The sequence below is a fragment of the Sorangium sp. So ce375 genome, from assembly GCF_051473855.1.
In the GTDB taxonomy this organism is placed as follows: domain Bacteria; phylum Myxococcota_A; class Polyangia; order Polyangiales; family Polyangiaceae; genus Sorangium.
Window position 1 is genome coordinate 5,135,839 of sequence record NZ_CP150335.1, and the last position, 18,565, is coordinate 5,154,403.

The window sequence follows — 18,565 nt, forward strand, 5'->3', positions numbered from 1 at the left end:
GGCTCACCTCGCCTGGGCTTTCGCGCGCCCGAGGCGCTATGACTCGGCCCTCATGAAGATCCCGCCCATGGGCCGTGTCCTGCCCGCGCTCGGCCTGTCGCTCCTTGGCTGCGCCTCCGAGCCGCGGATCCTCACGGTCGAGGTCGTGCCTGGGCACGAGGCGACCGCCTTCCAGGACGACCCGCCCGTCGCCCGGATCGAGGTGACCGCGACGGCGGCCGATGGCGACGTGACCGTGTCCGCGGCGGCGGCGCCGGGCGGCGAGCTCGATTTCGGCGAGATCCCGGCGGAGCGGGCGTACACGTTCGAGGTGCGCGGCCTCGACGCGGGCGGGGCGACCGTTGTGCGAGGGCGCTCCGCGGCGGGCATCTACCTCGCCGGGGTGACGGGCGATGTGCTGCCGCTGTTCGCCCAGCGGACCGGCCGGTGGGCGCGGCCACCGGGCGAGCTGGCGGCGGCGCGCGTCGGCGCTCCCGGGGCGGCGCTCGCGGAGCGGTACCTGCTCCTCACCGGCGGGGCAGCGGCCGGGGGCGGCGCGGCGGCTGACGTCGACCCGGCGCGCGTCGACGGTTACGACCTCGCGACGTGGGGCGGGAGCTCCTCCACGGGCGCGCTCCCGAGGGCGGCGCGGTCGCTCGTCGTCCGGGGAGACCTGCTGCTGACCGTGGACGACGAGGGCGCGAGCTGGACCGACGTCGCGGCCGGGCAGAGCGCCGAGGCGTCGCTGCCCGAGGGGCTCGGCTCGTTCGCGGAGGTGGCGGGCGGCCGGACGGTCGAGGCCTCGGACGGGCGCTCGTTCGTTGTCGGCGCAACGCGCGCGGGCCTGGCCGCGGGGGCGCCGGGCGAGCCTTCGGACGCGGTGCTCGTCGTCGGCGCGGACGGGGCGCTCTCCGTGGCGAGGCTCCGCCACGCGCGGGCTGGCGCCGCGGCCGTGTGGCTGGAAGGGCTGGGCCTTGTCGTCGCGGGCGGGAGCGCGGAAGGTGCAGGGCTGGAGCTGCTCGGCGACGGCGCGACCGCGTTCTCGCCGACCTCGTTTCCGCCGGATCCCTCCGAGGGGGCGGGCGCCGCGGTGACCGGTCCCGGGGAGGTCGTGCTCGTCGGCGGGGTCCAGGGCGGCGCCGCGGCGCCGACCCGGCGGCTCGCGCCGGGGTGCGCCGCGACCTGCGCGGCCGTGGAGGTCGAGGGCGCCGTGGTGACCGCGGCGATCGGGGGCGTCGCCGCGTTCGCGCTGCCCGGGGGGCGCATCCTCGCGGTGGGCTCCGAGGCCGGCGAGACCGGCCTGACGCGGAGCTTCCTCGTCGACGTCGCGGCGGCGGAGGTCGAGGAGCTGCCGCTGCGGGAGCCGCGGCGCGGCGCGGCCGTGGTGCCCGCGCCGAACGGGACGCTCGCGGTGCTCGGCGGGGTCCACGCGGACGGGACGCCGGCGCTGACGATCGAGACGTTCTTCCCGGAGTGAGCGGTCCGCGGAGGCTGTCGACAGTCGCCGGCGAGAGTTTTTTCTCTCCGCGGAGGCTGTGTGCAGCCCGTTGGCCGTGCGCTTCCGCTACGAGGCCGACCCAGCCGCTGGCGTGGTCTGGCACTGCGCGGAGGCAGGCAGCGGAGAGCTGCGGATGCCCATGCGCATCGTGCGGCACGGCCCCGGGAGCCTGCTCCTCTTCACCATCCAGAGGCCGCCGGGGTGCTCCGAGGCGGCCTTCGACGAGCAGAGAGAATGGGTGGATCAAGAGCTGGCTCAGCTGCGAGATCTGGTCGAGGGGTCTTAGAGACCACTTGAACCGAGCTAGCGAGCGCGCTTGGACCGAGCTAGAGAGCCCGCCGGAGCGCTACCGTAGGTTTTCGGGGACGCCGCCGCGCCGCGCGCCCCGTAAACCGCTCGTAGATCCTTCGCGATCGCCCTGAGCCGCGCCCGCAGCGCCGCCGGCTCGACCACCTCGACGCCCCTGCCTAACCCGACGATCTGCGAGATCGCGATCGACTCCCGCTCGAAGTCGACCGTCACGGCGCTCGTCCCGTCGCGCCCGCGCTTCCCGCGCCCCCAACGCTCGTGCTCGCCGCCGGGCCGGACCCGCCGGAGCGCCTCTTCCCCCTCCCCGGTCACGCGCAACGTCACCACGTAGCTCGCCCTGCGCTCCGCGAACCGCCGGCTCAAGGCCTTCCAGCACGCCGCCAGATCGAACCCCTCCGGCCGCTCGAACGCAGCCTCCAGGAGCCGAGCCCCTTCCACCCGCGCTCCCCGGAAGATGCTCGGCCCCCGCTCCGTCCCGGCCACGAGGTACCAGCGGTCGGCCTTGATCACGAGGCCATACGGCTCCACCACCCGCTCGCTCGCCTCTCCGTCGAAGTCCCGGTACGCGAGCCACACCTTGCGATCCTGCCAGACCCCCTCCCGCAGGACGTCGAGGTGCGGCACCACCTCCTTGCCCTGGAACCACCCCGACGCATCCACGTGGAGCCGCTGCCGCGCGTGCTCGGCCGCCGAGCGATGCACGGCCGGCAGCGCCGCCGACAGCTTGATCAGCCCGCGCTCCAGCGCCGCGGAGAGCCCGATGTCGGCCAGGGCCCCCGGCGCGGCGACCGCGGCGAGCGCCTGCGCCTCGGCCTGCGTCAGCCCCGTCAGGCTCGTCTGCCACCCCTCCGCCAGCGCGATGCCGCCGTTCGGGCCGCGCTGCGCATAGACGGGCACGCCAGCGGACGACAGCGCGTCGAGGTCCCGGTAGATCGTCCGCGCCGAGACCTCGAGGCGGCGCGCAAGATCCTCGGCCGTCAGCTGTCGGCCCTTCGCCCGCTGCAAGAGCAACATCACGCTGAGCAGCCGATCCGCGCGCATGACCGTCCGTGGCTCCTGACCCCGCCGTGACCCGCCCGAGGAGGCTACGCGCAATTCATGACAGGAGGCGTCAGGAATCCTCCCATAGCGTCGCCGGAACACCAGAACAGGCCGGCCAACGTGGGCGCGCGTCGCAGGAGCGCGCGCGCTCCCGTGACAACGCCGGTCCCCAAGAAAAGGAGACACCGTATGAGACCGCTCGAAGGACAGGTTGCCCTCGTCGCCGGAGCCACACGCGGCGCGGGGCGCGCCATCGCGCGCTCGCTCGGCGAGGCCGGCGCCACCGTCTACTGCACAGGGCGCAGCGTCCGCGGCCGGCCCGCCACGGGCCAGCGCCCCGAGACCATCGAGGAGACCGCCGAGCTCGTGAGCGCGGCCGGAGGCCGCGGCATCGCCGCGCAGGTCGACCACACCGCCGAGGAGCAGGTCGAGGCGCTCTGCGCGCGGATACGGCAGGAGCAGGGGCGGCTCGACGTCCTTGTCAACGACGTCTGGGGCGGCGACGAGCTCACCGAGTTCGGCCAGCCGTTCTGGAAGCTCTCCCTGCCGAGCGGGAAGATCCTGCTCGAGCGGGCCGTCACATCGCACATCATCACGAGCCGCCACGCGGTGCCGCTCATGCTCGAGCAGGGCCGTGGCCTCATCGTCGAGGTCACCGACGGCGACCACTTCGGTTACCGGGGGAACCTCTTCTACGATCTGGCGAAGATGTCTGTCATCCGCCTGGCCTTCGCGATGGCCTGGGAGCTGCGCCGCCACCCCGCCATGACGGCGCTCGCGGTGACGCCGGGCTTCCTGCGCTCGGAGGCCATGCTCGACCTCTTCGGCGTCACGGAGGCGAACTGGCGCGACGCGACCGCGAAGGAGCCGCACTTCATCGCCTCGGAGACGCCGCTCTACGTGGGCCGCGCCGTCGCGGCGCTCGCCGCCGATCCGCGCGTCGCGGCGAAGTCCGGCCGCGTGTTCAGCTCGTGGGATCTCGCCCGGGAGTACGGCTTCACCGACGCCGATGGCCAGCGGCCCCACTGGGGCGAGTACTTCGAGCGGACGCTCGGCCGGTACAACAAGGCCGGCGAGGCGGCCTATGCCAGCTGGTTCAACGGGCCGATGGAGCTCGCGTGCCCTGACTGGCCCAAGGAGTGACCGGCGCGCGGCATCCGCAGGGCACGGCGCCGCCTTAGAGCGGTTCCCACCCGCCTCTCGTGCGCGCGACGCAGAGCGGCGGTCACCCGCACAGGAGACGGGCCCAGATCGGCGTTTTCGGCGCGCAAGCGCACTCCTGTGCGCTGAGCACCGAAAACGTCGAGATGGGCCCGTATCCGAAGCGGGTGACCGCCGCTCTAGTGGGCGTAGGGCTCGCCGCGCAGCAGGGTCATCGCGCGGTAGAGCTGCTCGATCAGCACGAGCCGCGCGAGGCGGTGCGGGAACGTGAGCGGCGACAGGCTCCACCGGTCGTCGGCCGCGGCCGATACGTCGGGCGGCAGCCCGTCCGCGCCCCCGATCAGGAACGCGACCACGCCCTTGCCGCGCGAGCCCCAGCGCTCGACGCCGGCCGCGAACGCCTCGCTGCCGAGCGCCTTGCCGCCCACCTCCATGGCGATGACGTTCGCCCCCGCCGACGCGCGCGAGAGCAGCGGCCCGACCTTCGCCGGCGGGCCGTCCGGGATCTCGATCTCGTCGCACGCGACATAGCGGCGGACGCGGCCGAGGTACTCGTCCATCGCCGCGCGCAGCGGCTTGTCCTTCACGCGCCCGACGGCGGCGACGACGAGTCGCACGGCGCGCTCAGCTCGGATCGAACCGCGGGGCGGGCTGCGCCCCCGGCGGCAGGCTCTCCTCCGGGACCGGGACGCGGCCCGCGTCGATCCAGAGCCCCTCGATGTCGTACAGGCGGCGCGTGTCCTCCTGGAAGACGTGCACGACCACGTCGCCGAAATCGATGAGCACCCAGGTCGCCGCGGCGAGGCCCTCCATCGAGAGCGGCGCGAGCTTCTGCTTGCGCACCGCCTCCTCCAGGCCCGTCGCGATCGCGTGGACGTGCCGGTCGGAGCGGCCCGTCATGATCACGAGGTAGTCCGCGTAGTCGACGCGCCCCACGACCTCCAGGATCTCGACGCCGATCGCCTTCTTGTCGAGCCCCGCTGCGGCCAGCGTCAGCGCGAGCTCGCGCGCAGGGGCCGACGGCTCGGGGACGGGCGGCGGCGTGCTCCGGCGCGAGCCGGCGCGCTTCGGGCCGGCGAGCGGCGACTTGCTCCGCGCGGGCGAACGCCCCGCGAGCGGCAGCGCCGCCCTCGCGCCGCCCTCGCCGCCGCCCCGCGTGGGCCGCGGCGCGGGCGCGTCGCTGTCGTCCCGCGCGGGACGCCGCGCCCTCGTCGCCGGCCGATCCGCCGGGATCGGCCGCTCCGCGCGCTCCAGCGGCTCGCCCTCGCCGCTCGGGCGGCGCGAGCGGACCACCTTCTTCGCGCCGGCCTCGCCGACGCCCGCGTGGGAGGCGCGGATCCGGGGAGACGCCGGCCGCTTCGGCTTCGCCGCGGACGACGCCCGCCCGGCGGCGCCCGCCTTGGCCGTAGTCGCCTTGGTCGTGCTCGCCTTCTTCCGCGCCGGCAGGCGAGGCTCTGCGCCCTCGCCCGCCGGAGGCCGCGACTTCGCCCGCGGCTTGCTGCTCCCCTCGCCTGCGTCCTTCTTGCTCGCCAACGTTCTCTCGCTTTCTTGCGCCGGTCGATCACCGGCGCCCCTCGTCTCGCCCGCGTCAGCGGGTCTGGCCCTCGCCGTACGCGATCCACTTGAGCGTCGTCAGGCTCGCGAGCCCCATCGGGCCGTACGCGTGGAGCTTCGTCGTGGAGATGCCGATCTCCGCGCCGAGGCCGAGCTCGCCGCCATCGTTGAACCGGGACGACGCGTTCACGAGCACGCAGCTCGCGTCGACCTCGCGCAGGAACCGCTGCGCGTGGTCGTAGCGGGGCGTGCAGATGACCTCCGTGTGCGTCGACCCGTAGCGGGTGATGTGCTCGATCGCCTCGTCGAGCGACCTCACCACCCGCACCGCGAGGACGGGCGCGAGGAACTCCCGCCCGTAGTCGTCCTCCGCGGCCCTGCGCGCCGACGGCACGAGCGCGCAGGTGGCCTCGTCGCCGCGCAGCTCGAGCCCGCGCTCGGAGAGAGCGGCGACGCGCCCGAGCAGCGGCGCTGCGACGCTCTCGTGGACGAGCAGGCACTCCAGCGCGTTGCAGACGCCGGGGCGCTGGAGCTTGCCGTTCTCGACGAGCCGGTAGGCCATCTCGACGTCGCAGCCGGCGTCGGCGTAGAGGTGGTTCACGCCCTTGTAGTGCTGGATCACGGGGACGCGCGCGTTCTCGGCCACGAACCGGATGAGCCCCTCGCCGCCGCGCGGGATGGCCAGATCGATCATGCCGGTCAGGCCGAGCAGGATCCGCGTGGCCTCGCGGTCGAGCGAGGGGACCATCTGCACGGCGTCAGCGGGCAGCCCGACCGAGCGCAGGGCGTCCGAGAGCAGCGCGCCGAGCGCCGCGTTCGAGCGCGCCGCCTCCTTGCCGCCGCGGAGGATCGCGGCGTTGCCGCTCTTCAGGCAGAGCACGGCGGCGTCGACCGTCACGTTGGGGCGCGACTCGTAGATCATGGCGATCACGCCGAGCGGGACGCGCACCTGCCCGACGAGCAGCCCGTTCGGCCGCCGCTCCATCCCGACGACCTGCCCGACCGGATCGCTCGCGGCGGCGACCTCGAGCACCGCGCCTGCGATCGCCGCGAGGCGCGCCTCATCGAGCACGAGCCGGTCGACGAGCGCCTCGGAGACCCCCGCGGCGCGCGCCGCGGCCACGTCCTCGGCGTTCGCCGCCAGCACGGCGGAGCGCTTGCCCTCGCCGGCCTCGGCGCGCAGCCGCTCGGCGATGGCGCGCAGCGCGCGGTCCTTCTGCGCCCGGTCCAGGGGCGCGAGGGCCCGGGCAGCCGTCCGAGCGCGCTGGCAGAGCGCGCGCAGCGCGCGCTCGAGATCGACGTGATCGACGTTGCTCTGTTCCACAGCGGGAACCTAGCTCGCCTCCCTGCGCGGGCCAACCGTTCTCCTGCGCGTCCGTGCTAGCGTACCCGTCGTGTCCGGCGATCTCCGAAGCTCGAGCCAGGCGTCCTTCGCACCCCGCTCCCGAGAGGCCCGGCGCGCGCTGCGCGCGGCCCGACCGCGGCGCGGAGCGGCGCTGCTCGCGGGGGTGCTCCTCGCCGTGATCGCGCCGGCGTGCGGCGGCTCGGATGCAGGCGAGGACGCGCCCACCCCGGCGAGCACGGGCATCCCCCTCGCGGCGCCGGGCGCGCGGGGGGCGCCGCTCGACACGGCACCGCCGGCCCCCTCCGTCCCGTCCTCGCCGTTCGCCGATCCGGAGGGGCTCCAGGTCCCTCCCGATCCGTTCGGCCCTCCCGAAATACCGCCGTATCACGCTCCTCCCGGCAACACCGAGGGGAGCGGAGTGGAGCTATGACCCGCGTCCGCCACGCCTCCCCGATCGCCGCGCTCGCCGCGCTCCTCGCCGCGGCGTGCTCCTCCGCTTCCCCGAAGCCGCTCCCGCCAGGTCCGCCGCCCGAGTACGAGCGCCCGCGCGCCTACGACGGCGGCGTCGGCGACGCGCCGGCCGCGCCAGCGGCGCCGCCGGACGAGCCGGATGCGACGCCGGGCGCGCCGCTGCTCGCCCCATCGCCGGGCGCGCCGCCGGCGTCCACGCAGCCGCCGCCCACCACGCCGCCGCCACCGCCCACGCAGCCGTAGCGCCGGGCGCCGCGAGCGGGCGTGCGGCGAGCGCGCCGGCCGCGCGACTCTGGCGGATCCAGCACCGCCATGCTAGCGGCAGCCATGCTCTCACCCCGGCGGGACTTCGTCGTCATCCTCGATTTCGGCTCTCAGTACACGCAGCTCATCGCCCGGCGCGTGCGGGAGTCTGGCGTCTACTGCGAGATCCACCGCTTCGACGTGCCCATCGCCGAGCTGCGCCGGCTCGCCCCGCGGGCGGTCATCCTCTCGGGCGGCCCCGCCAGCGTGTACGGAGACAACGCGCCCCGCTGCTCCCGCGAGGTGCTGGAGCTCGGCGTCCCGACGCTCGGCATCTGCTACGGGCTCCAGCTCATGGCGTACCACCTCGGCGGCAAGGTCGAGCGCGCGCACACGGGGGGCGAGTACGGCCCCGCGACGGTGCGCGTCGAGCGCCCGACGGGGATCTTCTCGCGCTTCGCGGAGGGCGACGCCATCGACGTCTGGATGAGCCACGGCGATCGCCTCACCGCGATGCCGGAAGGGTTCGTTTCGCTCGGCACGACGACCGGCAGCCCGCTCTGCGCCGTCGCCCGCGAGCGCGACAAGCTCTATGGCCTCCAGTTCCACCCCGAGGTCGTCCACACCCCGCGGGGCAAGGAGATCCTCCAGGCCTTCCTCTTCGACGTCGCCGGCCTCTCGCCGACGTGGACGCCCGCGTCGTTCGTGGAGGAGGCGATCGCCGCGGTCCGCGAGAAGGCCGGGCCGCACGACCGCGTCATCCTTGGCCTGTCGGGCGGGGTCGACTCCTCGGTCGCCGCCGTCCTCTGCCAGCGCGCCCTCGGCGACCGGCTGACGTGCATCTTCGTCGACAACGGCCTCCTGCGCGAGGGCGAGGCGGAGAGCGTCGAGCGGACCTTCCGCGGCCACTTCCACATGAACCTCGACGCCGTCGACGCGTCGGCGCGGTTCCTCGAGGGGCTGCGCGGGGTCGTGGATCCCGAGCAGAAGCGCAAGGTGATCGGCCGCCTCTTCATCGAGGTGTTCGAGGAGGAGGCGAAGCGGGTCCAGGGCGCGAAGTGGCTCGTCCAGGGCACGCTCTACCCCGACGTGATCGAGAGCGTCTCGTTCAAGGGGCCGAGCGCCGTCATCAAGAGCCACCACAACGTCGGCGGCCTGCCCGAGCGGATGAACCTCGGCCTGATCGAGCCCTTGCGGGAGCTCTTCAAGGACGAGGTGCGGGCCGCCGGCGAGGCGCTCGGCATGCCGCGGGAGATCCTGTACCGCCAGCCGTTCCCCGGCCCGGGGCTCGCGGTGCGGTGCCTCGGCGAGGTGACGCCGGAGAAGCTCTGCGTCCTCAGGGCGGCCGACGCCATCTTCGACGAGGAGATCCGCGCCGCCGGGCTCTACGAGTCGCTCTGGCAGAGCTTCTGCGTGCTCCTGCCGGTGCGCTCCGTGGGCGTGATGGGCGACGAGCGCACCTACGACGAGGCGATCGCGCTCCGCGCGGTGCACTCGACCGACGGCATGACGGCCGACTGGGCGCGGCTGCCCTACGACCTCGTCGCCCGGGTGAGCTCGCGTATCATCAACGAGGTGCGCGGCGTGAACCGCGTGGTGCTCGACGTGTCGTCGAAGCCGCCCTCGACGATCGAGTGGGAGTGACGATGGCCAGCGCGAGCGCCAAGCGGACGCGCGCCACGGCGGCGCTCCTGATGCTCGGGCTCTCGGCGTGCGTCGCGCGGGCTCCGGCGACGGTCTCGCTGCGGGTGAAGGGCAACGTGCCCGACGCGTCGGTCACCATCGACGATCAGTACATCGGCGCGCTCGCCTACGTCGCCGCCCACGGCGTCGCGCTGCCGCCCGGCGCGCACCGGATCACCGTGGAGAAGGCCGGCTACTTCGCCTGGGACCGCCTCGTCGAGGCCAAGAGCGGCGCCGCGCCGATCCACCTCCAGGTGCAGCTCACGCCCGTGCCGGATTGACGCGCTCTCGCGGCGGATCCCCCTCCGGCCCTCGCGCCGCCGCAGCTCCACCGGCGCGCGCGAGACAGCACGAGACGAAATCATCTCCCAGCGGTCTCCGTAATCCATGACGGTGGGTGCACGCGGCATCCATCCCGACCTCAAGCTTACGGGGGACTGGAACATGCCGAATCGGAGCAGTCCGAAGGCGCGCGTGACGGAGACGCGCGCGCCTTCCATGAGCAAGTCAGACCGTCGCGCCCGCCGGTGCGCCACCCTCGAGGTGTGCGGTCCCGAGAGCTGCCGTCCGGGAGGCCGCCTGTTTCATGCCCTGTGCGATCTCGCCGATCGCTTCCTGCAACGCCGGGGAGATCCGCGGGCGATGCAGGTGGGCACCGTGCTGTTCTACGTCGCGTTCCACAGCGCTCGAGCTGCCGAGGACGACGACTTCCGCCTCTCTCTCCGGACCTCCCTGGACATGCTCGTCGAGCTCGAGCCGGTCGAGCGCTGGCTCCGGCCGCCGCCCGCGTTCGATCCGCCCGCGGGCCAGGGCCAGCCCGCGCCGCGCCCCTACCCCGCCAGCGCCGGCGCGGAGCTCCCGGCGACGCGAGGTGCAGGATGATGCCGCCGCCCTCGTCGCCGTCCGCGCCGGCGCGCCCGTCGTTCGAGACGGTCTATGCCGTGGGTCTGCCGTTCCTTCATCACGCGCTCCGCTGGCTGGGTGTCTCGGCGAACGATCTGGACGACATGCTGCAGGAGGTCTTCCTGGCGGCCTATCGGGGCCTGCCCAGCTACGAGCCGTGGCGCTTCCATGCGGCCCCCGCGGGCGCGCTCTCCGCAGCGGGACCGCCGCCCCTTCGCATCACGCCCGAGGCGGCGCTGCACCGGTGGCTGTTCGGGATCGCGTGGAGGAAGACGAGCCACTACCACGCGCGCGCTCACCGGCGCCGCGAGGTCCCGTCCGGGGCCGGCGCGTCCTGGCCGTTCGACGGGCGCGCCCCGGCGCCGACGCCGGAGCAGTCGCTCGCGAGCGACGATCGCGCCTCGATCGTGACGGCGCTGCTGCTGAAGGTCGCGCCCGAGCGGCGTGTGATCCTCGTCATGTACGACCTCCTCGGCGTCGCGGTGGCCGACATCGCCGGCGAGCTTTCGCTCAACGAGAACACGGTCCGCTCCCGCCTGCGCCTCGCGCGCGAGGACTTCCGCGCCGCGGTCGCGCGTCAGTCGGCCGAGCGCCGGAGCGCCCTGCGCGCCCTCACCGCGTCGGAGCGCACGCTCCGCGCCGGCGCCCCATCCATGCTCCGCGCCGCGCACGCGTTCCCGCCCGTCCCCGCGCCCGTTGCGCGCGCGCTCTGGCTCCGCCTCCAGCAACGGCTCGACGAGCCCTCCGCCACCGCAAGGCCCACCCCGCCGGCGCCGTGATAGCGGGAGCGCCAACACCACACGGACGGTAGGGGCAGAACACCGCGCACAGCAACGACGGCGCTACGAGACGAAAGCGCTACGAGATGAGAGATGACGGCGCTACAAGACGACGTGCCTACGTGACTACGTGCCCCCGTGACAACGCGACTTCGCGACTTCGCGACTTCGCGACGACCGCGAGAAATACGAAGCGGGCGACCCCACTGGTAGCTTGACGCCCCCGTACGTTTGTGTAGTCTCCGCCGCCCTCGCAGAGAAAGTCCTACGATCATGGCCAATACTCCGAAGTGGAATGTCCGTCTGCGTCACGAATGGCTCGCCACCCCGCTCAAGAAGAAGCGCCTCAAGCGCTGCCAGAAGGCGCGGATCGGCCTGCTCGATGCGGAGCAGCGCAAGGCTGCCAAGCAGAAGCCGGTGCAGGTCGAGCAGCCCGCGAGCTGACGGCTGCCAGACCCCCTGCACGCCGCGCGAACCGCGCGACACGAGCCAGACCAGCCGCGCGAACGCCTCGAAATCACGTGCCGATCACGGTTCCGCAGGTCGGCGCCCTCGCGCGGCGTGATCCGTGGTAGCGTCGCCTCGCGGTGTTCGCCCGTGCGTTGGCGACGACTCGTCGATCCCCGCCTCTGGTGAGGGTCGACCCGGATCCATGGGAGCGAGGCCCTGAGCGTGTCGGATTCGAGCTTTTCGCCCGGTCGCTCGGGCACTCCTGCCGTGCCTTCGTCCCGTTCTGGCGGGGGTGCATCCTCCACGGGAGCCGAGGAGGGCGACGGACCCACCCGCGTCATGAGCGACACGGAGCGGCAGGCCGCGCTTGCCGCCGTCCGCGGCGCACAGGCCGCGGCAGCCGCAGCAGCAGCCACCTCCACGTCCACGACCGCGGAGACGGTTCGCCCTCCTCCACCCCCTCCCCCCGCAGCGGGCGCGACGGCGCAGGAGCTGGCGGCCGAGACGGTCCGCCCTGCTGCCCTTCCCAGGGCGCTCGCAGCGGCGGCGGCGCAGGACGCGACGGCCGATACGGTCCGTCCGCCCGCTCCTCCCGCGGGGAGCGCAGCGGTCGAGCCGCCGGCGGAGGCGGACCCGCTCGTCGGCACCACGGTGGCGGGCGCGTACAAGGTCATCCGCCTGCTCGGAGAGGGCGGCATGGGCCGCGTCTACGAGACGCACCACACCCGCATCCCGGGCAAGCGGTTCGCGCTGAAGACGCTCCTCCCCGAGCTCGCCCAGCAGCCCACCGTCCTCGCGCGGTTCCAGCGCGAGGCCGAGGCCGCGGCGTCGATCCGGAGCCCGCACATCGTCGAGATCTTCGACGTGAACCGGCTGAGCGACGGCCGGCCGTGCATCATCGCCGAGTACCTGGACGGCAAGGGCCTCGACGAGGTCCTCGCGGCGTCGGGGCGGCTGCCGGCCGGCGCGGCGGCGCGGATCGCGCGCGAGGTGTGCGACGGCATAGCGGCCGCGCACGCCGCGGGGATCGTGCACCGCGACATCAAGCCGGAGAACATCTTCCTCACGGGCGACCCTGCGTGCCCGACCGTGAAGGTCCTCGATTTCGGCATCTCGAAGACCGCCGCGCCGTCCACGCTCACGAGGACGGGCATGGTGCTCGGAACGCCGGCCTACATGGCCCCGGAGCAGGCGAAGGGCGACGAGATCGATCCCCGGGCCGACATCTACGCCGTGGGGGCCGTCCTCTACCACGCGCTCACCGGGAAGCGCCCCTTCGAGCGCAGCGACCCGACCGCGGTGCTCCTCGCCGTCATGACGGAGGAGCCGCCGCCGCCGAGGTCGATCAACCCGGAGATCCCGCCGGCCCTGGAGGTCGTCGTCCAGCGCGCCATGGCGAAGGAGAAAGAGGGCCGCCACGCCTCGATGCACGAGCTCGCCAGCGAGCTCGCGCCCTTCGAGGACGCGGTCGCGCCGGGGCCGCCCAGCGCTCGCCTGTCGCTCGCGCGCCCGTCCGTGGCGCTCGGGCGACCTTACGCGCTCTCACACGCCTTCGGCCTGCCCGGCTCGGCGGCGTCCGAAGCGTACCTGACGCGGCAGATGGTCTTCCTCACGGCGAGCCTCGGCCTCGGGTGGCTGGGCGCGGGCCTCGTCAGCTGCCTCGCCGGCTTCGCCCGCGCGGCGCGCGACGACGCGGCCGCGCTGTCCGGCCAGGGCGCCACGCTGCTCACGCTCGGGATCTTGTGCGCCCTGTTCGGCGTCGGGCTGCTCGGCGGCTTCTATGTGTTTCGCAACATCTGGCGGGACGACGCCCGGTTGAGCGCGCTCGCGCCGCGGCTCACGACGCCCGTCGTGCTCGCGCTCGTGGCCTACGGCGCCGCGTCGCTGCTCGTGCGGCTCGTCGAGGCCGTGTTCCTGCAGCGCGCCATCGGCATCGCCTGGCCGGTCTGGGACGCGCTGCTCTTCCTGGTCAGCGTGCTCGCCGCGGGCGCCGCCGCCCTGTTCCAGTGGCGAGCCCAGCGGCGATGAGCCCGCGGCCGGGCCGCCGGACGCCGGACATGGGCCGCGCTCCGGGCCTGTGTTAGGGGAGCAGGGCATGCCAGCGCAGGCACCCGGGACGAGCGCCAGCCAGGCCAGCCCCCCCGAAAGGCCGGGCACCCATGCGGGTGCAACCACCGTGCTGGGCGCAGGCGGCAACGCCTCGCGCGTCTCCCTGCTCGCGCGGACGCCGCCCGCGGCGCTGTGGCTGGTCACCGGCGCGGCTGCCCTCGTGGCCGTCGTGTTCGCCGCGGCCCTGCTGCGCGACGGCGACTCCCTCTCCCGGCTCGAGGCGGCGTCGCTCGCCGAGCGCGCGCCGCGCTCGAGCGCCGCGCTCCGGCGCCCGGTCGCGCCGCGACCTGCCGATGCGGTCCCCGCCGACGAGCTCGCCGCCGCGGCCGCGGGCGGCGTGCTCGCGCTCGAGGCGCTCGCCGCGCGCTACCCCAAGGATCCGGCGATCTTCCGTGCGCTGATGCTGCGCCACGCGCTCCCGCCGCCCTACCACACCGCCGCGCTCACCGCGGCGAAGCGGCTGCTGGAGCTCGATCCGGGGGCGGCGGCCGACGACGACGTGAAGCGCATCGTCTCGAGCGCCGCCGGCGGGCCGCCCGAGGCGGCCTCGGCCGCGCTCGACCTGATGGCGAGCGGCATGGGGAGCCACGGGGCGGATCTGCTCTACGATCTCGCGGTGGGCAGCTCCGCGCTGAAGGAGCGCGCCGCGCGGCGGCTCGCGGAGGCCGCGGTCCTGGAGCGAGCGACGCCCGCGCTGCGCGTCGCCAACGAGCTCCGCGTCGCCCCCTCTTGCAAGGCGAGGCAGGCCTTGCTGGCGCGCGCGACGACGGACGGCGATCGGCGCGCCATCGACGTCCTCGCGCCGCTCATCACCAGCAAGGGCAAGGGGTGCGGCTTTCTGGGGATGAGCCGCTGCACGGCGGCGTGCGCCTCGATCGCGGGGGAGATCAAGGCGGCGATCCAGGCGATCGAGGCGCGCACCGGGCCATCGCCCAGGGCGGCCGACGCGCCTGCGAGCCGATGACCGCGCCTGCGAGCCGATGACCGCGCCTGCGAGCCGATGACCGCGCCTGCGCGTCGATAACCGCGCTCTCGAGTCGATGACGTTGACCGAGGGTTGCGCAGGTGGGAGCTTTGCCATAGTAGGGCTCGACTCATGTACGTTCCTGCTCAACCCTGGTCACCGGATTCATGGCGTGAACGGCCCAACGCTGCGCCCCTCCCTTATGACGATCCCGAGGCCGTCCAGGCGGCCGTCGAGAAGCTCAGGGCGCTGCCGCCGCTCGTGACCTCGTGGGAGGTCGAGCGCCTCAAAGGCTATCTGGCCGAGGCGCAGCTAGGCCGCCGGTTCGTGCTCCAGGGGGGAGACTGCGCGGAGACGCTCGACGACTGCCGCCCGAACATCGTCACGAACAAGCTCAAGATCCTGCTCCAGATGTCGCTCGTGCTGGTGCACGGCGCCCGCCGGCCGGTGGTGCGCCTCGGGCGCTTTGCCGGGCAATACGCCAAGCCGCGCTCCAGCCCGATCGAGACGCGCGATGGGGTGAGGTTGCCCAGCTATTTCGGGGATCTCATCAATCGCGCTCCCTTCGACGCCGCCGCGCGCCGCCCCGATCCAAACCTGATGATCGCGGGATACCAGCACGCGGCGATCACCCTGAATTTCATCCGTTCCCTCCTGGAGGGCGGCTTCGCCGATCTGCACCACCCGGAGTACTGGGACCTGAGCTTCCTCGAGCGGGCGGATCTCCCCGGCGAGCTGCGTGAGCGATACCAGCGGATGACGGAGCAGGTCGGGGAGGCCCTTCGGTTCATGGAGGCGCTCGCGGAGGTGCCCGTCGGGGAGCTCTCGCGGGTCGAGTTCTTCACGAGCCATGAAGGGCTCCACCTGCACTACGAGTCCGCGCAGACGCGGAAGGTCGCGCGCCGTCCTGGCTTCTACGATCTGACGACCCACCTGCCCTGGATCGGCGAGCGCACGCGGCAGCCCGACGGCGCGCACGTCGAGTTCTTCAGCGGCGTGGAGAACCCGCTGGGCATCAAGCTCGGCCCGAAGACGCTCCGCGACGACGTGATCCGCCTCCTCGACCGGCTCAACCCGGCGGACGAGCCGGGCAAGATCGTGCTCATCGTGCGCATGGGCGCGGGCCGCGTGCGCGACGGGCTCCCGCCGCTCATCGAGGCGGTGCGGGCCGCTGGGCGCAAGGTGCTCTGGATGTCCGATCCGATGCACGGCAATACCCAGACGACGGCAGGCGGGATCAAGACACGGAATTTCGAGGATATCCTCACCGAGATCGAGGCGAGCTTCGAGGTGCACGAGTCCATGGGATCCCACCTCGGCGGCGTCCACTTCGAGCTCACGGGCGACGATGTCACCGAGTGCATCGGGGCGGGGCTCACGGAGTCCGATCTCGACCGGCGCTACGCGAGCCTGTGCGATCCCAGGCTGAACTACCGCCAGTCGCTCGAGATGGCCTTCCGCATCGCCCACCGTATGGCGGAGTCCTCGCGGCGCGCGAAGGGCTGAGTCGAGAGCAGGAGTCCCCTGCTGGCGATCCGTCGGACCTGCCCAATGAACTGCCTCAGGGGGTAGTTCGCCATGCAGAACATTTCGACGGAACAGGGTGAGAGCCGACAGGGCGAAGAGCAAGCCACGACGAATGCCTCGCACGAGTGCCCGCAGCGCTCCGGCGCAGGCCCCACGCTGCTCGAGTATTTCCTGCCGGAAGCCGACATCGTCGTGAACCACGAGATCGTGGTGATGGCGACGCCGGAGGTGACGTATGCCACGCTGAAGAGGGTGGATTTCGCGAGGAGCCGCTCTCTCCTCTTGCGCGCGCTCTTCGCGCTCCGCCTGGCCGGCGTGCGGCGCGCCCGGCGCCGGCTCCGCCTCGCGGCGCTCCCGGCGCACGCGCGGATAACGCTCCAGAACGTCGAGGATTACGGCGAGTTCAAGCTGGCCGAGAGGGAGGGTTCCGAGATCGTCATCGGCTCGATCGCGCGTCTGCTCAACGTGGAGAGCCAGTTCACGAGGCGGACCGCCGACGAGTTCAAGGCGTTCGACTGCCCCGGGCACGTCAAGGCGGCGGCGAGCTTCGTCGTGATGCCCTACGGCCAGAACCGCACGCTGCTCTCGTACGAGGGCCGGATCCGCGCCATCGACACGCGGACGCGGCGGCGGCTGTTCCTCCTGGACGTGCTGACGGCGCCGCTCGGGAGGCTCGTTACGCACCGGATGCTCCGCGTCGTCGCCAGGGTCGCCGAGCGCCAGTGCGCGGCGCCGGCGCGCTATCGCCAGCAGGCCACGTAGCGCCGCCCGCGGCGTCGACGGCCGGCCATGGGCCGGGCCGCGCGGCTCGCCCGGGCGCCGCGGGGGCGCGCCTTGCGCCCCCGCCCGCGCTCGTGCACCCTACGCGGCGAAGGAGGCCCGCCATGCACCCCATTGCATCGACGAGCCTCGGCCTGACGCGCCGCTGAGCGCGCCGACAAGGACGAGGCTCACATCCCCGAGCGGATCTCGCGTGTCGCTGGAATCGCGCGGCCGACGCGTAGATGCGTCGCTGCGCCCTCGGGAGCATGGCATGGGCAAAGATCGATCGCGGAGCCGCGAACGCGCGCGCTCCGTCGTGGATGCAGGTTCGTTGTTCGGTGGGACGGCGGCGCGGAACGCGCAGCGCAAGGAGCGCCAGCTCTGCCGTCAGGTGCAGGAGGCGGTGAGCGACGCGCTCGCCGCGCTCCGCGATGACGTCCTCCAGGACGTCTGGGTGATGGGCGTGGAGCCGGCGCCCGACGCGAGCCGGCTCGCGGTGGTCGTGCAGGTCAGGGCTGGCACGCCGCCCGAGCTGGTCGCGGCGCGGCTGGAGAAGGTGGCGGGCTACGTGCGCGCGGAGGTGGCGGGGGCGATCACCCGCAAGCGCGCGCCGACGCTCGCGTTTCAGGTGCTCCCGCCGGAGGGAGAGCCGTGAGCGCGCGCATCGCCACGTGGCTCCCCGACGGCGCGAGCGCGGCGCTCGGCGCGTCGCTCTCGCGGCTCGCGCGCACCGAGGACGTCGCGCACATCGCGGTCATGCCCGACGCACACGTCGCCGAAGACGTGTGCGTCGGCACGGTGACCGCCACGACCCGTCGCCTCTTGCCGGCGGCGGTCGGCGGCGACATCGGGTGCGGCATGGTCGCGCTGCGGCTCCGCGCGGACGCCGATCTGCTCGCGGATCGCGATCGCGCGGCGCAGCTCCTCTCCGCGCTGTACCGCCGCGTCCCGCACCTCTTGCACCCGGCCGCCGGCGCGCCGCCGCTGCCCGGCGATCTCGTCGAGGCGCGGCTCGGCGCGCCACGGCTGGAGGCGATGAAGCGCCGCGAGGGCCGGATGGAGCTCGGCACGCTCGGACGGGGCAACCATTTCCTGGAGGTGCAGCGCGACGAGGAGGGCGCGCTGTGGCTGCTCCTCCACAGCGGCTCGCGCGCCATGGGGCCTGCGATCCGGCAGCACTACGAGGCGCTCGCGGCGCGCGACCCGTCGGGTGTCCGCGTCCTCGACGCCGACGGCGAGGCCGGGCGCGCGTACCTCGACGACGCGGCCTGGGCCGCGAGGTACGCGCGGGCGAGCCGCGCGCGGATGCTCACCGAGGCCCTCTCGCTCTTCGCCGAGCTGTTCGGCGTCGACGCCGACGCGTCGTCGCGCCTCGAGGTCGATCACAACCACGTCCGGCGCGAAGAGCACGGCGGGCGCGCGCTGTGGGTGCACCGCAAGGGCGCCATGGGGCTCCGCGAGGGAGAGCCGGGGGTCGTGCCCGGGTCGATGGGGAGCCCGAGCTTCCACGTCGAGGGGCGCGGCCACCCCGAGGCGCTCGGCTCGTCCGCGCACGGCGCCGGGCGCGCGCTGCCGCGGGGCGAGGCGCGCCGGCGCATCGGCGCGCGGCAGCTGCTGCGCGAGGCCGAGGGCGTGTGGTTCGACCACCGCCTCGCGGATCGGCTGCGCGAGGAGGCGCCCTCGGCCTACAAGGAGATCGGCGCGGTCATGCGGGCGCAACGCGACCTCGTTCGCGTCGTCCGCCGGCTCTGGCCGGTGCTCGTCTACAAGGCTCCGTGAGCGGCCCC

20 protein-coding genes are annotated in these 18,565 nt (G+C 73.7%); 16 read left to right on the plus strand and 4 right to left on the minus strand.

What is annotated here, in order from left to right:
* The first annotated feature begins 52 nt into the window (after positions 1–52).
* Together WME90_RS19005 and WME90_RS19010 are read left to right on the plus strand one after the other, a co-directional pair.
* Positions 53–1,456 carry a hypothetical protein gene (locus WME90_RS19005; RefSeq protein WP_437282572.1) on the plus strand — a complete coding sequence of 468 codons (1,404 nt, stop codon included), beginning with the start codon at positions 53–55 and terminating at the stop codon, positions 1,454–1,456.
* Between the two features lie 58 nt (positions 1,457–1,514).
* The gene (locus WME90_RS19010) at positions 1,515–1,763 is read left to right on the plus strand and encodes a hypothetical protein (RefSeq protein ID WP_437282573.1); all 249 of its coding nucleotides are present in this window, start codon (positions 1,515–1,517) and stop codon (positions 1,761–1,763) included.
* A 17-nt stretch (positions 1,764–1,780) separates the two neighbouring features.
* Here the strand turns inward: WME90_RS19010 and WME90_RS19015 are convergent, their stop codons facing one another.
* Complete coding sequence (locus WME90_RS19015; RefSeq protein WP_437282574.1) at positions 1,781–2,827, minus strand: helix-turn-helix transcriptional regulator; 1,047 nt, start codon at positions 2,825–2,827, stop codon at positions 1,781–1,783.
* 189 nt (positions 2,828–3,016) lie between these two features.
* Between WME90_RS19015 and WME90_RS19020 the strand changes: the two genes are divergently transcribed.
* Entirely contained in the window at positions 3,017–3,970 is a 954-nt protein-coding gene (locus WME90_RS19020) for an SDR family oxidoreductase (protein ID WP_437282575.1), read from the plus strand.
* A gap of 197 nt (positions 3,971–4,167) precedes the next feature.
* Here the strand turns inward: WME90_RS19020 and WME90_RS19025 are convergent, their stop codons facing one another.
* From WME90_RS19025 to WME90_RS19035, 3 genes are read right to left on the minus strand one after another with little or no spacing between them, the layout of a single operon-like run.
* On the minus strand, positions 4,168–4,605 hold the full coding sequence (locus WME90_RS19025; RefSeq protein ID WP_437282576.1) for a 23S rRNA (pseudouridine(1915)-N(3))-methyltransferase RlmH: 438 nt from the start codon (positions 4,603–4,605) through the stop codon (positions 4,168–4,170).
* Positions 4,606–4,612: 7 nt separating this feature from the next.
* On the minus strand, positions 4,613–5,521 hold the full coding sequence (rsfS, locus tag WME90_RS19030; RefSeq protein WP_437282577.1) for a ribosome silencing factor: 909 nt from the start codon (positions 5,519–5,521) through the stop codon (positions 4,613–4,615).
* A 55-nt stretch (positions 5,522–5,576) separates the two neighbouring features.
* Positions 5,577–6,866 (minus strand): glutamate-5-semialdehyde dehydrogenase, encoded by a 1,290-nt coding sequence (locus WME90_RS19035; RefSeq protein WP_437282578.1) that lies wholly within the window; start codon positions 6,864–6,866, stop codon positions 5,577–5,579.
* A 70-nt stretch (positions 6,867–6,936) separates the two neighbouring features.
* Here WME90_RS19035 and WME90_RS19040 point away from each other — a divergent pair, with 70 nt between their 5' ends.
* The 13 genes from WME90_RS19040 to WME90_RS19100 all read left to right on the plus strand — a co-directional run bounded on the left by WME90_RS19040 (position 6,937) and on the right by WME90_RS19100 (position 18,557).
* Entirely contained in the window at positions 6,937–7,317 is a 381-nt protein-coding gene (locus WME90_RS19040) for a hypothetical protein (protein WP_437282579.1), read from the plus strand.
* Positions 7,314–7,601 (plus strand): hypothetical protein, encoded by a 288-nt coding sequence (locus WME90_RS19045; protein WP_437282580.1) that lies wholly within the window; start codon positions 7,314–7,316, stop codon positions 7,599–7,601. The genes WME90_RS19040 and WME90_RS19045 overlap by 4 nt, the downstream gene beginning before the upstream one ends.
* 69 nt (positions 7,602–7,670) lie before the next feature.
* Positions 7,671–9,245: a glutamine-hydrolyzing GMP synthase gene (guaA, locus tag WME90_RS19050; protein WP_437282581.1), complete on the plus strand. Its 1,575-nt coding sequence runs from the start codon at positions 7,671–7,673 to the stop codon at positions 9,243–9,245.
* A 2-nt stretch (positions 9,246–9,247) separates the two neighbouring features.
* On the plus strand, positions 9,248–9,565 hold the full coding sequence (locus WME90_RS19055; protein ID WP_437283625.1) for a PEGA domain-containing protein: 318 nt from the start codon (positions 9,248–9,250) through the stop codon (positions 9,563–9,565).
* Between the two features lie 217 nt (positions 9,566–9,782).
* Complete coding sequence (locus WME90_RS19060) at positions 9,783–10,166, plus strand: hypothetical protein (protein WP_437282582.1); 384 nt, start codon at positions 9,783–9,785, stop codon at positions 10,164–10,166.
* Complete coding sequence (locus WME90_RS19065) at positions 10,163–10,966, plus strand: RNA polymerase sigma factor (protein ID WP_437282583.1); 804 nt, start codon at positions 10,163–10,165, stop codon at positions 10,964–10,966. The genes WME90_RS19060 and WME90_RS19065 overlap by 4 nt, the downstream gene beginning before the upstream one ends.
* 273 nt (positions 10,967–11,239) lie before the next feature.
* A complete protein-coding gene (locus WME90_RS19070; RefSeq protein ID WP_012236312.1) occupies positions 11,240–11,410 on the plus strand; it encodes a hypothetical protein in 171 nt (56 codons plus the stop codon).
* Positions 11,411–11,755: 345 nt separating this feature from the next.
* Positions 11,756–13,444 carry a serine/threonine-protein kinase gene (locus WME90_RS19075; protein WP_437282584.1) on the plus strand — a complete coding sequence of 563 codons (1,689 nt, stop codon included), beginning with the start codon at positions 11,756–11,758 and terminating at the stop codon, positions 13,442–13,444.
* Between the two features lie 67 nt (positions 13,445–13,511).
* Positions 13,512–14,489, plus strand: a complete 978-nt coding sequence (locus WME90_RS19080) for a hypothetical protein (RefSeq protein ID WP_437282585.1) — start codon at positions 13,512–13,514, stop codon at positions 14,487–14,489.
* Between the two features lie 132 nt (positions 14,490–14,621).
* On the plus strand, positions 14,622–15,995 hold the full coding sequence (locus tag WME90_RS19085; RefSeq protein ID WP_437282586.1) for a 3-deoxy-7-phosphoheptulonate synthase class II: 1,374 nt from the start codon (positions 14,622–14,624) through the stop codon (positions 15,993–15,995).
* Positions 15,996–16,067: 72 nt separating this feature from the next.
* Positions 16,068–16,778 carry a hypothetical protein gene (locus WME90_RS19090; RefSeq protein ID WP_437282587.1) on the plus strand — a complete coding sequence of 237 codons (711 nt, stop codon included), beginning with the start codon at positions 16,068–16,070 and terminating at the stop codon, positions 16,776–16,778.
* Between the two features lie 331 nt (positions 16,779–17,109).
* Positions 17,110–17,433 carry a ribosome-binding factor A gene (locus WME90_RS19095; protein WP_437282588.1) on the plus strand — a complete coding sequence of 108 codons (324 nt, stop codon included), beginning with the start codon at positions 17,110–17,112 and terminating at the stop codon, positions 17,431–17,433.
* Positions 17,430–18,557, plus strand: coding sequence for an RtcB family protein (locus tag WME90_RS19100; RefSeq protein ID WP_437282589.1), 1,128 nt, complete (start codon positions 17,430–17,432; stop codon positions 18,555–18,557). Before WME90_RS19095 ends, WME90_RS19100 begins: the two co-directional genes overlap by 4 nt.
* The last annotated feature ends 8 nt before the right edge of the window (positions 18,558–18,565 follow it).

Excerpts from the sequence above, each read along its gene's own strand:
- WME90_RS19075 (WP_437282584.1), top strand. The coding sequence starts at position 11,756 with ATGAGCGACACGGAGCGGCAGGCCGCGCTTGCCGCCGTCCGCGGCGCA.
- WME90_RS19055 (WP_437283625.1), top strand. The coding sequence starts at position 9,248 with ATGGCCAGCGCGAGCGCCAAGCGGACGCGCGCCACGGCGGCGCTCCTG.
- WME90_RS19005 (WP_437282572.1), top strand. The coding sequence starts at position 53 with ATGAAGATCCCGCCCATGGGCCGTGTCCTGCCCGCGCTCGGCCTGTCG.
- WME90_RS19090 (WP_437282587.1), top strand. The coding sequence starts at position 16,068 with ATGCAGAACATTTCGACGGAACAGGGTGAGAGCCGACAGGGCGAAGAG.
- guaA (WP_437282581.1), top strand. The coding sequence starts at position 7,671 with ATGCTAGCGGCAGCCATGCTCTCACCCCGGCGGGACTTCGTCGTCATC.
- WME90_RS19045 (WP_437282580.1), top strand. The coding sequence starts at position 7,314 with ATGACCCGCGTCCGCCACGCCTCCCCGATCGCCGCGCTCGCCGCGCTC.
- WME90_RS19085 (WP_437282586.1), top strand. The coding sequence starts at position 14,622 with ATGTACGTTCCTGCTCAACCCTGGTCACCGGATTCATGGCGTGAACGG.
- WME90_RS19070 (WP_012236312.1), top strand. The coding sequence starts at position 11,240 with ATGGCCAATACTCCGAAGTGGAATGTCCGTCTGCGTCACGAATGGCTC.
- WME90_RS19080 (WP_437282585.1), top strand. The coding sequence starts at position 13,512 with ATGCCAGCGCAGGCACCCGGGACGAGCGCCAGCCAGGCCAGCCCCCCC.
- WME90_RS19060 (WP_437282582.1), top strand. The coding sequence starts at position 9,783 with ATGAGCAAGTCAGACCGTCGCGCCCGCCGGTGCGCCACCCTCGAGGTG.
- WME90_RS19065 (WP_437282583.1), top strand. The coding sequence starts at position 10,163 with ATGATGCCGCCGCCCTCGTCGCCGTCCGCGCCGGCGCGCCCGTCGTTC.
- WME90_RS19020 (WP_437282575.1), top strand. The coding sequence starts at position 3,017 with ATGAGACCGCTCGAAGGACAGGTTGCCCTCGTCGCCGGAGCCACACGC.
- WME90_RS19015 (WP_437282574.1), bottom strand. The coding sequence starts at position 2,827 with ATGCGCGCGGATCGGCTGCTCAGCGTGATGTTGCTCTTGCAGCGGGCG.